Origin of the sequence: Coprobacter fastidiosus (genome assembly GCF_030296935.1) — a bacterium.
GTDB lineage: Bacteria > Bacteroidota > Bacteroidia > Bacteroidales > Coprobacteraceae > Coprobacter > Coprobacter fastidiosus.
This window is the reverse complement of sequence record NZ_AP028032.1, coordinates 259582-272454: the sequence shown is the minus strand read 5'-3', so window position 1 is coordinate 272454 and position 12873 is coordinate 259582. Positions and strand designations below refer to the sequence as shown.

Below are 12873 nucleotides of genomic sequence, written 5' to 3'. Positions count from 1 at the left end.
AAAAGTAGCCATGTTGCTTTTACATTTAACAATTTAGATGTTAAAAAAGAAAGAACTATATATTAAAAAAAACTAAGTCGACCGGCTGAATCCAACGGACGACTTAGGCTATTATAGATCATTTTTCATATCTTTTCAATATTTCCGCCGCGAGAGCCTTTGCTTTATCAACAGACTCTTTATTTCCCGAATTTATTCCATATTTATCCGGATCGGGAATAACCAAGACCGTACCAATCGGAACATTATTCGGGTTCTTTATTTTCATTTTATTTTCCTCATAGATATAAACCCAAAAAGTCTTGTGTCCGTAATGTTTTAACGAAATAGTTGTCAAAAAAATGCCGGGCTTTACAACTTCAGTAACCGGGATTTTCGGTTCTTCTACTTCTTTTTGATGTTGTTGCAAATCTACCGAATCAACATTCTGATATTTTTCTTCATCTCGGACATCACTCCTTTGCTTTACAACTTCATCCACCGCATTCGACTTCCGTTTCATTACTGCCGTCGCTTTTATAGAATCTGTTACCATCGTTTCAACAACTGACAAAGAATCTTTGTTCTCATTTACGTCCGTTTTATTCTTTTTTATGGTAAAAGTCACGGGATGCATTGTCAGATTCACTTCTTTATACGAATCCGCTTTATCAAAATATAACCAACCCAAAGCGAGCAATGAAATAAGAAGACAAGCAGACAGAAATCCTGAAATATACCCCATTTTGGTACGGCGTCTAAATTCACCTTTTATATCTATATTTTCAGGCTGGACAAACTTCTGCAAAGGCTGTAATGAAACATCCCTTTCATCTGTATTTTTTTCCTCATTAACAGATTCCGAAACACTTTCAGATTTCGATGAAGAATATTTTTCCTTTTCGTCACGATCTTCATGAGAAGTCAAAGTTACAGTTTTCGTTGCAGCTTCATCGCCATCTATCACACCGACCTCATCCTCATCAAAATCCAAAAGATCTTCACTCTCCTCATCTTCCTCCTCTGTCAAGGCGGCATCGGTCATGACATCATCAGGAAGGATTTCCGCTTCAAAACAAGCGAACGGAGCATTAACCGCTTCTTTAAGATTTTTATCCGGAATAAAAGTCAATTTATAATGTCCGGGGATTTCAAAAGGCAATCCCGTTTGGATATTGACACTAGCCCTCTTCTCTACCCAGATAGCTTTAAAAACACCTAACCCATTAATTTTCAAAGGTTCTCCTTTGGAGATAACTTCAGACGCCAACCCAAAGAACTCCTTTAAAAAAAGTTCTGCATCTTTCTTGGTACATCTGGCCTTTTGAGCAAGAAGATCCGCCAAATCGGGCATAGTTATTTTATTGTTCATCTCCAGAAATATCTTTTAATCGATTTTTGATTACCGTTCCCGGTTTAAAACCCAATACTATTTTGGGAGGAATAAGCATTCGTTTGCCGGTTGCAGGATTTACTGATACCCGTTCCATTTTTTTCCGAGGCTCAAAAGTCCCGAATCCTTGTATAGACAATGTATCCATCTGGCCGCAACGATCTTTTAATATTTGCAACATATCCGAAAAAAGATTATCTATTTCTTTTTTATCTTTTCCCAATCTGCTTTGAAGTTCTTCTATAAATTGTTTATGTTCCACGTAACTATCATTTAAACAATTCGGATGCTATATTACACTTTTTTTTCGATTTTTCAAAATAATCATCTTTCATCAAGACAAAACAAAATATCTCGACACTCTGTTTAATTATTTTCAAAAAATCGGATACAAAATAACGAAATAAATCTTATATTTACCTATCTGGTATAAAAGTTTACACGGATGGACGAGAATCGAATTTTTTTTAAAAGAGATATCAGTTGGTTATCTTTTAATTATCGGGTTCTATCAGAATCCAAAAATAAAAAATTACCAATATTCGAAAGAATTAAATTTTTATCTATATTCTCTTCGAACTTAGAGGAATTTTACAAAATACGCATATCGGAATATCGTCAAACCATTGCTCAGGAAAACAACGAACCCGAGCTAAAATCTCGCGCAAAAGCGACTTTATATGAAATCAACAAAGAGGTAAGTCGACAAATGCAAGATTTCTTTTTTATATTTCGAGATGAAATATTACCAGAACTCGCCCGAAATAATATCATTTTATACCAAGGAGAACAACCTATAATAGAAATGCACCGAGCTTTTATCCGAAACTATTTTTATGACGAAATATTCCCTTTTTTACAACCCGTTCTAATTTTAAAAGATGATATTTCGTCTTTTTTGCGGGATAACAGACTTTATTTGGTCATAAAACTTTATAAAAAAAGCAATGCCGAACTATGTTATGCTCTAATAAAAATTCCGTTTTCCAAAGTCCCCAGATTCATTTCTCTTCCGTCTATCGGAGAAACTCATTATTTGATGTTCATAGACGATGCAATCGGATACAATCTAGACATCGTATTTCCGGGATTTATCGTAGATTCTTATTATAGTATTCGAATATCCCGAGATGCAGACTTTTCAATCGATCCTCATCGGAATTATGATCTGGTGAAAGAGATCCAAAAAAGCGTAAAAAAGAGAAAAACGGGAAGAGCAAACCGCATGGTTTACAATCATAGAATGCCGGCAGATATGCTCCAATATTTATGTGAAACATATCATATCCCGGAATCTCAGTGTATTCCGGCCGGACGTTATTTGACGTTGGAAGACCTTATCAAACTTCCTAATCCAGGTTCTCCCAGTCTCTCATCCCGAACATTCTCCCCCATGCGGGTTGCTCTATTCGACCGATCAGGTTCGATGTTCAAGGTCATAAAAAACCAAGATATCTTATTGCACTACCCTTATCAATCGTTCGACTATCTAATCCGTTTCCTTACCGAAGCCGCCTATGATCCTAAAGTCGATGAGATAAAGATCACCCAATATAGGGTTGCTGAGGAATCGGCAGTAGTAAATGCTCTTATCACTGCTGCGAAAAACGGGAAAAGAGTCACGGTCTTCGTAGAGTTGAAAGCCCGATTTGATGAAGAAAACAATATCGCCACTTCTGAACGAATGAAAAAATATGGAATAAAAATAATATATAGTACTCCCGGATTGAAAGTTCATGCAAAAGTGGCATTGATTCTACGCCGTTCGGAAAGAGGTGAAAATATTGAAAAAAGTTTTGCTTATTTGAGTACCGGAAATTTTAATGAAAAAACAGCCAAGATATATTCTGATATGGGCTTGTTTACTTATAATACGACACTGATACAAGATTTGAATTTATTGTTCAACATCCTTGAAGGTAAAACCGCATATCCTCATTTCGAGCAATTAATTGTATCTCCGTTTAACATGCTTTCTTCATTAAAAGAAAAAATAGCCCGCGAGATCGAACTCGCAAGGCAGGGAAAACAGGCATATCTCATTTTGAAAATGAACGGCCTACAAGATGAAGAAATGATCAGATTATTATATGATGCCAGTGAAGCAGGAGTAAAAATAGATTTAATTATTCGAGGCATCTGTTGCCTCGTTCCCAACCAGCCGTATAGCCGGAACATAAAAATTATTCGCATTATCGACAAGTTTTTGGAGCATACCCGCATTTGGTACTTTAACTCCGATGGTAAAGAGGAAGTTTTCCTAAGCTCTGCCGACTGGATGAAAAGGAATCTGAGTCGCCGGATAGAAACTGCATTTCCCATCACAAATGAACAGATAAAACAAAAAATCATAAAGATATTACGACTTCAATTACAGGATAATACTCAGGCCTGTATTATCGATGAAAATCTACAAAATATTCCTGTAGTCGAAAATTCTGAAAAACCGGTAAGAGCTCAACAAGAAATATACGAACTTCTAAAAAATGAAGCCGAATCTACTACTCATATCTGAATCTAAAAAACGGGAAATAAGAGGATTGTTTTACCGTTTCGGTTTGTAAGGAAGCGATAAGTTCTGTAATATTAATTATCGGCAGTGGGTAGTTACCAAAAAACGAATCTGCACTTTTTAAAACCAGCATTCCCCTCAAAGTGCCGATCGAAACCCCGACCAATATACTCAACAGTTCGGGAGCTACAGAAACACTATAATCCCGAACACATACCACCGCTTCCATTTCTCCTACCTCGAAAGTTGATTTGATTTCATAAGTCAGCAAATCTTCAGAATTCGTATGATACACTACACCGACAATTAGTTCTATGATATTTCGACCAATATCAGGTAATATATTCAATAACAATTTTACAAAAACAGGCTCTTTCAAAGCTTCTCCCAATTTTGTTTTATCTCTATAAGACAATTCCTCTATTTTTACCAAACGTATCTGCATTGCGATTTTATCCATAATTCCGTTATTTTGAAAGTTAGAACAGATAAAAAATCAATAATGTTTATCTCATCCCATTTAAAAGAAAATCTACAAGAGTTTCTTGAACCAGAATTGTTATCTTTGTTCCCAGATTAAAACAGACTAAAATGAGCAAAGAGAAGAATCCATGGATAGTATCCACGATCATACTTTCTGTACTTCTTTTGGTGATTGCCGGACTATTCTGGTATCGTTATAATAATGAGCACACAACATTCGAGATTGTCGATGATTTAGGGGGAAACATATTTCCTTCGGCCATTCTTTCCGTTGCGGTTTCCGATACACAAATTGTCGTTCCGGCAGATACCGTATATTTAGGAAATCCTAAATCAGGAATTGCAATTCGCATAAAATCGGGAAAACCTCATAGCAAAGTCAGAATTACAGTAGGTGCGACACCTTTTTTTGAAGAATCGGTTTCTGAATTTATCTTGGAAAGACCTAAAACCGAATATAGGATATATCCGGATATTATTTGGAAATACGATGCTTTAAAACAGGCCATACAGCCCTCTCCTGTCAGTGTAGCAATACAGGTCGAAATGAATTACAAGAAAATGGGAAGGCATGTTAAAACCATGTCTGTAAGGAGTATAAACGAATGTCTATTGGGTTATATCGATGAAAAACAAAAATTCCATGACACCGGAATATTTTTTGCAGCTTACGTAAATGAAGACCATCCGATGATCGATATTATTTTAAGAGAAGCATTAAATACACGCATAGTAAATCGGTTTCTCGGTTATCAATATCAGGGAAAGTATGTAGAAAAACAAGTTTATGCAATCTGGAATGCTCTGCAAAAACGAAATTTGAAATATAGTTCTATATCTTCTTCAAGTTTGTCTTCAAATGTAGTCTTTTCTCAACGAGTTCGTTTATTCGAGGATGTACTGGAATCTGCTCAAATAAATTGTGTGGACGGAAGCGTTTTATTTGCCTCATTGCTGAAAGCAATCAATATAGATCCGATCTTGGTAAGAATGCCCGGTCACATGTTCGTAGGATATTATCTGGATAAAAGCCACACGAAAAAAAATTTTTTAGAAACTACAATGATAGGCGATGTCAATTTAGATGACTTTTTCCCTGAAGAACAATTAGACTCGACTATGGTAGGAAAAAGCCAAAACGAAATTTCATATACAATATTTAACAAGTCAAAAGAATATGCCAATAAACGGTATGAAGAAAATAAAATCTCTATAGAAAGTAAAAAGAAATTCTATACTCTCCTGGAAATATCTCGAAACATACGTAAAGACATACAACCTATAGGGAAATAATATATAGATACATGTCACCGATAATCAATATGTCACATTTCTTCAGCCAAATAAAAAGCCTTTTCCATATCACATATTCCATATCCATAAGGTAATGCAGGATCAACATATCTATCGGAAGATCTTTTTAGAATATCCAATAACTGTTTATTCGTCAATTCGGGATAAGCTTGCCACAAACAAGCGACTAATCCACACAGGATAGGACTTGCATACGATGTCCCGCTTTTAATAACCACATTCCCGTTTACATCGATAGTCGATACTCCAGAACCTAGAGACATGACATCGGGTTTCATCCGCCCGTCAACAGTCATCCCATAAGCGGTAAACGAACCGATATTACCGGATGCCGTAACCGCCCCTACAGTAAGTACATTCGGAGAATCTGCAGGAGTCCCGACCCAACTTCCTCCATTGCCGGCACAACATACGACAAAAATACCTTTATCTACAGCTATATTCGCTGCACGTGTCGGCATTGCCGTACGTCCATCCATATCTTCGTATTTGTAAGAAGTAAAAGGCCATTCATATTCAATGTATGATAATGAAGTATTTACTAAATCGACCCCTACACTATCGGCATATTCCATTGCTGCCACCCAATAATCTTCTTCAACAGGATAATCTCCAGATATAACATCTTCTGATCTCAACAACCAATAGGCAGCATCCGGAGCTGTCCCTACATAACATCCCGATCTATCAGTCGCCATACAAGCAACAACACCGATTCCATGTTCATCTGTATTATAAGGATTTGTATCTTCATATATAAAAGATCTAGCCCCCTTAATTCTAATATTGTTTAAAACAGAATTTTGCGGAAGGTTTATAAAGCCTGCATCAATAACCGCAATATCTATACCTTCTCCCCTAAATCCTCTCTCGTGTAAAAGTTGCCCTTTATGAAGCGCAATATTCTCCCATGCCTCGGCATAATTTTCGAAAGAATAGTCTTGTATATTTTTTATATATAACGGATAGGCCTCGTAATTATCTTGATTCTGTTCTCTATCTTTACCTCTCCAGACTTTTATGACATCTTCAACAAAAGGCAGTTCTTTATATTTATCAATCAAATCTTCATCAGGACATTGCACACAAACAGTCTTTAGCCACTTGCTTTGAGCAATAATAGTTCCTCCGATTTCTTCTATTTGAGCCAGATAATTTTTTGAAATGGGTAAGTCTAAATCATCAATATCAATATCTTGTTTATGTCGCCTCTCAATCGCCCGGGACGATAAAAATCTTTCAGGTTCACTCAACGAATACTCCGAACGACCTTTATCTTTAAGAATTAAACGTAACTTATAATTATATAGTTGATGCACAGAGACTCTACATATAGCAAAAAGTTGCCCTCCTTTTACTGTAGCCTTAATATTCAAACCCGATATAAATTCATCATAATCAACAGCCGTAACTTTACCATTATCATCAACATCCAGTAAAGAGCTATTTGAAGTCCATTGTACCTCATTTCCTTCCAATGGAGTACCATTTAACTTAACAACCAATTGACAAGATTCTCCCACTTTCAAATCAATAGATTCCGGTTCAATCGTCAATTTATCCGGGACAACATCTTCCGGGATGAGCGGCTCATTGTCTTTCTTTGTATTTTCCTGACAAGCCACTAAAAATAAGATTTCCCAAATAACAAAGAAAAACAACTTTACTTTCATCATTTTCATTTTAATTTATTTTCAATGATTTACAAATGTATGCAAAAGTTTAAAAATAACCTGTATATATTTCTTTTTAACTATCTCAACATGTATTATTAATATATATTCAAAACTTATTCCTTTTCAGGATAGAACAAATTTTTCTTTATACCTACTTATAGCGGTCTTTTTAATTATTCACTTTTTCACTATATATATTTAGAAGCAATCTAAATTTTACTTGAGCAAAGTTTAAGAGAAATCCACATGAATAGTCTCTTTCCCTCTCGAGAAAAAATTAGCCAACATTGTTATAGACCGGAAGAAATCTCAAAAAATGTTCTGATAATATTTTTATTAGAAATTTTAGGCAGGTTTTTAAATTATTGAAGAATCATCTAAAAACAAAAAACCTTGTAACCATACACCGAAATTCAGTTAGTTACAAGGTTCGTAAGAGGTTCCTGGCGGATTCGAACCGCCGTAAACGGTTTTGCAGACCGGTGCCTAGCCACTCGGCCAAGGAACCTTATTTCTCATTTGCGATTGCAAAGGTAATGTATTTTTTTTAATCTGCAAGACAAATGATAATTTTTATTTTACTATTTAGAGACTTTTCCTTCCAATATGTCTTTACAACAATCGCTCTTCTTTCCACAACCCGAACAACTACAACAAGATGCAGATTTTTTATCTTTACGAATAAATCGAATAATAGCTCTCAATAAATATAAAGCTACCAATATACCGATAATCCCGACAATTATATTCTGATTCATATATACCCTTTCTTTTTATATAAACAATTTTCCGATATTATAGATCAAAAAAGAGACAATCCAAGCAACTCCGGTATTATAAATAATTGTGAATAATCCCCATTTCCAGCTTCCGGCCTCATTAGCCACCGCAACAATTGTAGCGATACAAGGAATATACAACAAAACGAATGCCATAAAGCTAATTGCAATCAATGGTGTAAAGTCCGGATGTCCTGTTTGTGGGTTAGGTGCAGTAAGTTTCGCCGACAGTGTCGCATCATCATCCGAAGCACCTTCTGAATACAAAACTCCTATAGTACTCACAACCAATTCTTTTGCTGCCGTACCGGAAATAAGAGCGATACTAACTTTCCAATTAAATCCGAGTGGTTCTAATACCGGCTCGATAAATTGTCCTATTCTCCCGATATATGAATTTTGCTGCTGAACAAAACTTTCTTCTACAGTAGTTTCAGATACTGTATCTGAAATAGAAGTTCTCGGGTAATAACTTAAAAACCAGATGATAATAGATGCAACCAATATCAATCCTCCCATTTTCTTCAAATATTGTTCAGCTTTTCCCCACATATGACGTAAAGTAGCTTTTGCCGTGGGAATACGATAAGGTGGCAATTCCATAACAAAAGGTGTTTCATCCTTTTTAAACAAGAACTTCCGCAATAAACGTGCTGTAATGATAGCCACAATGATACCTAACAAATAAAGTCCTATGAAAACCAGACTTGCATGATCGGGGAAAAATGTTCCGATCAATAAAACATATATAGGCAAACGTGCACTACAAGACATAAAAGGATTTATCAAAATAGTAATAAGCCGACTACTGCGACTCTCGATCGTACGAGAAGCCATAATTGCAGGAACATTGCATCCGAAACCCATAACTAACGGAATAAAAGACTTACCGTGCAACCCTATCCTATGCATAATCTTGTCCATGATAAAAGCCGCCCGAGCCATATATCCCGAGTCTTCCATAAAGGAAATAAAAAGATACAATATCAATATATTCGGAAGAAAAACGATAACACCTCCTACTCCGCCAATAACACCATCCACAATCAGATCTTTCAAAGGGCCGTCACTCATATATCTTTCCACCAAAGATCCTATCCATGCAACTCCTGATTCGATCCACTCCATCGGATACGCTCCTAATTTAAAAGTTGCTTCGAACATAACCCACATGAGTAGAATAAAAATAGGAAAACCGAAAAGCTTATTCGTCACCAACGAATCTATTATATGAGTGGTACGAGCTTTTTCTCTATCTCCAGGAATTAAGGTTTCTTTCAAAGCACCCGAAATGAATCCGTATTTCTCATTAGAAACCGCAGTTTCCACGTCTTCTCCCAAAGTTTTTGAAATGCGCTGCACCTCTCTATTTCGCAATGTAATCAAGTCATTATAATCTGCCTTATCTTTCAATATAGATTCAACCTCTTTATCACCTTCAAGAAGTTTTATCGCCAAATAACGAGGTGAGAAATGCTGTTTTATTTGAGGATCGGTCTTCAATTCTTCTTTTAACACATTAATACCCGACTCAATTACTTTCCCATGATTGATATGTATATGCCTCACGGTCAAGTCTTGATTTTCATATACCCGAATAATCGTATCGAACAAATTATCGATTCCTTTGCCCGAACGCGAAACTGTGGGGACAATAGGTACTCCGATCATTTCACCTAATGTCTTATAATCCAGTACTGCCCCACTTTGCTCCAACTCATCATACATATTCAAAGCGATAACCATACTAAGATCCATATCGATAAGCTCGGTAGTGAGATATAAATTCCGCTCTAAATTAGAAGCGACAACGACATTTACAATAACATCGGGAGTTTGTTCAAATATATGACGACGCACATATAGTTCTTCAGGAGAATATGCCGACAACGAATATGTCCCCGGCAAATCATAAATATTAAAATGATACCCTTTATAATTGAAATATCCTTTCTTTGCATCGACCGTTACTCCACTATAATTTCCCACATGTTCGTGTGAACCGGATGCCACATTGAACAAAGAGGTTTTTCCACAATTAGGATTCCCCACGAGCGCTATATTAATCGTTTTTCCCGAGCGAACCACCGCTTTTCCGATAACATCATCGTTTTGAAGCACATTAGGATCTTCACAAGAAACCAAATCTACAGCTTCATTTTCCGTAAGGACTTCTATCATAGAAGCTTCACTTCTTCTTAAAGAAACTTCATAATCTAAAATTTTATACTTAATCGGGTCTTTTAACGGAGCATTCAATAAAACAGAAACCTTTTTCCCCCTGACAAATCCCATTTCTGTAATACGTTTACGAAAAGCTCCATGTCCCAAAACTTTGACAATTACAGCTTCATCACCAGTTTGCAGATCGGATAAACGCATACTACTCTTATTTTTTAAGTTATACCTAATTTGCGTTACAAAGATCACTATTTATTCTGATTCTACATAACATATCCATCTTTTTATTTATACATAATATAAATAATAACATTTTTTATCAAATTATTCCGCAAACTTTTCTTTCCAGAAGCGTCAAAAACGACTTGACAAAAAACACTGCAATTATTATAACAAATCGAGGCCGCGAAAATAACTAAAGATATATAAAAAGGGAGTGCCTTTGCTTTGAAGTGCACCCCCTCTATTATCAATTATAGTGCTTGTTGTTTATCTTCTCACAGACATTACCCACGCATCAGAAAAAGGCGAATCACCATTTCTTAAAGTCATCAAAAATTTCTGAGCCTCTTCTTTCTCAGAGAAAGAATCTATATATATTCTAACTTTCTTAGAAGTTTCATATATTTTCAGATCGGCCGTTACACCTTGCTGTTTAAATTGCTCTAATTGCCGCAAGGCAGCTTGTTTTCCCGATAGTGTTGCAACGACCACAATATAAGGACGCACAACATCACTGTCAGATATATTAGCAACTTGAGAATTGTCTTGCTCTGATTTCTGTACCGTAGAAAAATTATTTTCGGCCGCTATAACAGAATCATTCCCTTGTTGCAACGATACGATATCATTTATTTCTATTTCCCCATCTTTTCCATTTTCAAATAATTCAGAAGAAACAAGACTTGCATAATCCGATGTCGTTTTCATTTCAGACATAGGAGTTGAAATCATTAAAAGCAGAATGATTATAGCCGCAGCTGCGATCAATTGTCGAACAAAAGATTTATTTACGGGGATATATACAACATCACGTTTCTTGCTTCTGAGCTTCGGTTCTGCTACATTTTCATCTTTATGTAACTGACCTAACGGACAGATATTTAACTTTTTTAATCCGAATGCAGAAATACCGAACAAGCAAGATGCCGGTGGCTCGAATATCAATGATCTTTCATCTGAAAGGACAAATGTTCCCAACTCCCCGAAAGCATAAGAATCACCGGGTTCTGAAAAACTCCGTTTTATTTCATCAACCCAATGTTCTATCATTGCCACAGCTTTTCCGTAATCTATATCCAATGTTCGCATCAACGATTGAGCCAATAACCCATCATTATACGATAAAGAAGAATTAAAAGTTATTTGTTTTCCAGGAGGTTGTATCGACTTACGGTCCTCGCTAAATCGTGCGGGAACATATTGCAAAACAAAACCTCCCAACCCCGGAACAAGAACACAATCATGTTCCGTCAGCAAATATTCAATATGTCTTACTAATTCTAACATCAGTACAAATGTAGTTATTTTTCTGTAGAATTAGAAATCATACGATCATGAATTTTCTCCAAATTCTCGAATTATTTTTCGGATTGTTCTTTATTTAAAAGAATATCAGCATCTTTTCTGTCAAAACCCAATGAAACAGCCCTGTCCAAATCTCGACTCGCATCCTCTTTTTCATAACGAGCCAACTTCAATTTAGCACGCAAAACATACACTAACGGATCTTTTGGATCTAACTCTAATGCTTTAGCTACATCTTCATCGGCCTTATTCAAACGACGGTTTAATAAGTAAGCTTCTCCCCTATTCAAATATAAAGACGTTTGTTCGGGATTAACCCGTATTACCTGCGTATAAAGATCTATCGCCTCGGTATAATAACCTCTTAACTTCATCAATGCAGCTAATCCGATACGAGCATTAGAACTTTTCGGATTAATTTTAAGAAGCTGTTCAAAATCCTTACGGCAGGCCGTCGTGTCATTTTTCTCCAATCGAATCAGTCCTCTCAAATAGAGAGCATCTTCTTCTTTATCATCTAACATTAGGACCTGATTATAATCTTTTAAGGCATCATCAAATTTTTCCATTTCCGAAAATAATGCAGCTCGGTTCATCAACAATGTTACCGAACGAGGCGTAATCATCAACGCATTCGTATAGGACTTCAGCGCCTCATCGTTTTTTCCCATCTTCCTTTGAATAGTTCCCAAATTAGACAGCAACAAAGCATTCTGCGGATTAGCCGGTTGAACTCTCAATGCACCGATCAAAGCTTTTTCTGCTCCTGTCCAATCTTCCGACTCGATGCATTCAAACGATTTGTCGATCCACTCATTATAAGTCTGAGCCGAGACAGACAAAAAAACTGCCATAAAGAAAACGATAAACAATATACATTTCATAATCGATTAGCCTTTTTATAAATGAGAAACAAAAATACCTATTTTGCAAGTAATGAAATATCGAAATGCCGTAAATTCATAAGAATTATATTTTTATAAGAATCGGTCAAAAATCTATACCAAACAAAAACATCTCATATCGTGT

General features: G+C 36.0%; 10 protein-coding genes and 1 tRNA gene. 2 read left to right on the top strand and 9 right to left on the bottom strand.

What is annotated here, in order from left to right; genetic code table 11:
* Positions 1–118: 118 nt before the first annotated feature.
* Both QUE35_RS01035 and QUE35_RS01030 read right to left on the bottom strand, forming a co-directional pair.
* Entirely contained in the window at positions 119–1351 is a 1233-nt protein-coding gene (locus QUE35_RS01035; RefSeq protein ID WP_022599479.1) for an HU family DNA-binding protein, read from the bottom strand.
* Positions 1341–1634 (bottom strand): HU family DNA-binding protein, encoded by a 294-nt coding sequence (locus QUE35_RS01030; RefSeq protein WP_009316782.1) that lies wholly within the window; start codon positions 1632–1634, stop codon positions 1341–1343. The genes QUE35_RS01035 and QUE35_RS01030 overlap by 11 nt, the downstream gene beginning before the upstream one ends.
* A 183-nt stretch (positions 1635–1817) precedes the next feature.
* Between QUE35_RS01030 and ppk1 the strand changes: the two genes are divergently transcribed.
* Positions 1818–3887, top strand: a complete 2070-nt coding sequence (gene ppk1 / locus QUE35_RS01025) for a polyphosphate kinase 1 (RefSeq protein ID WP_022599480.1) — start codon at positions 1818–1820, stop codon at positions 3885–3887.
* On the opposite strand, the gene QUE35_RS01020 is transcribed toward ppk1, so the two are convergent.
* Positions 3874–4344, bottom strand: a complete 471-nt coding sequence (locus QUE35_RS01020) for a hypothetical protein (RefSeq protein WP_022599481.1) — start codon at positions 4342–4344, stop codon at positions 3874–3876. The two genes, ppk1 and QUE35_RS01020, sit on opposite strands and share 14 nt — an antisense overlap.
* 131 nt (positions 4345–4475) lie before the next feature.
* Between QUE35_RS01020 and QUE35_RS01015 the strand changes: the two genes are divergently transcribed.
* The gene (locus QUE35_RS01015; protein WP_122329697.1) at positions 4476–5660 is read left to right on the top strand and encodes a hypothetical protein; all 1185 of its coding nucleotides are present in this window, start codon (positions 4476–4478) and stop codon (positions 5658–5660) included.
* A gap of 32 nt (positions 5661–5692) precedes the next feature.
* On the opposite strand, the gene QUE35_RS01010 is transcribed toward QUE35_RS01015, so the two are convergent.
* The 6 genes from QUE35_RS01010 to QUE35_RS00985 all read right to left on the bottom strand — a co-directional run bounded on the left by QUE35_RS01010 (position 5693) and on the right by QUE35_RS00985 (position 12728).
* Positions 5693–7357 (bottom strand): S8 family serine peptidase, encoded by a 1665-nt coding sequence (locus QUE35_RS01010; protein WP_031258033.1) that lies wholly within the window; start codon positions 7355–7357, stop codon positions 5693–5695.
* Positions 7358–7794: 437 nt separating this feature from the next.
* Positions 7795–7865 (bottom strand) — tRNA-Cys (locus QUE35_RS01005).
* A gap of 73 nt (positions 7866–7938) precedes the next feature.
* Complete coding sequence (locus QUE35_RS01000) at positions 7939–8115, bottom strand: FeoB-associated Cys-rich membrane protein (RefSeq protein WP_009316778.1); 177 nt, start codon at positions 8113–8115, stop codon at positions 7939–7941.
* 15 nt (positions 8116–8130) lie between these two features.
* Positions 8131–10518 (bottom strand): ferrous iron transport protein B, encoded by a 2388-nt coding sequence (gene feoB, locus QUE35_RS00995; RefSeq protein WP_009316777.1) that lies wholly within the window; start codon positions 10516–10518, stop codon positions 8131–8133.
* A 288-nt stretch (positions 10519–10806) separates the two neighbouring features.
* Positions 10807–11826 carry an HU domain-containing protein gene (locus tag QUE35_RS00990; RefSeq protein WP_009316776.1) on the bottom strand — a complete coding sequence of 340 codons (1020 nt, stop codon included), beginning with the start codon at positions 11824–11826 and terminating at the stop codon, positions 10807–10809.
* A gap of 71 nt (positions 11827–11897) precedes the next feature.
* A complete protein-coding gene (locus tag QUE35_RS00985; protein WP_022599484.1) occupies positions 11898–12728 on the bottom strand; it encodes a tetratricopeptide repeat protein in 831 nt (276 codons plus the stop codon).
* Positions 12729–12873: the final 145 nt, after the last annotated feature.

Excerpts from the sequence above, each read along its gene's own strand:
- QUE35_RS01035 (WP_022599479.1), bottom strand. The coding sequence starts at position 1,351 with ATGAACAATAAAATAACTATGCCCGATTTGGCGGATCTTCTTGCTCAA.
- ppk1 (WP_022599480.1), top strand. The coding sequence starts at position 1,818 with ATGGACGAGAATCGAATTTTTTTTAAAAGAGATATCAGTTGGTTATCT.
- QUE35_RS01020 (WP_022599481.1), bottom strand. The coding sequence starts at position 4,344 with ATGGATAAAATCGCAATGCAGATACGTTTGGTAAAAATAGAGGAATTG.
- QUE35_RS01015 (WP_122329697.1), top strand. The coding sequence starts at position 4,476 with ATGAGCAAAGAGAAGAATCCATGGATAGTATCCACGATCATACTTTCT.
- QUE35_RS01010 (WP_031258033.1), bottom strand. The coding sequence starts at position 7,357 with ATGATGAAAGTAAAGTTGTTTTTCTTTGTTATTTGGGAAATCTTATTT.
- QUE35_RS01000 (WP_009316778.1), bottom strand. The coding sequence starts at position 8,115 with ATGAATCAGAATATAATTGTCGGGATTATCGGTATATTGGTAGCTTTA.
- feoB (WP_009316777.1), bottom strand. The coding sequence starts at position 10,518 with ATGCGTTTATCCGATCTGCAAACTGGTGATGAAGCTGTAATTGTCAAA.
- QUE35_RS00990 (WP_009316776.1), bottom strand. The coding sequence starts at position 11,826 with ATGTTAGAATTAGTAAGACATATTGAATATTTGCTGACGGAACATGAT.
- QUE35_RS00985 (WP_022599484.1), bottom strand. The coding sequence starts at position 12,728 with ATGAAATGTATATTGTTTATCGTTTTCTTTATGGCAGTTTTTTTGTCT.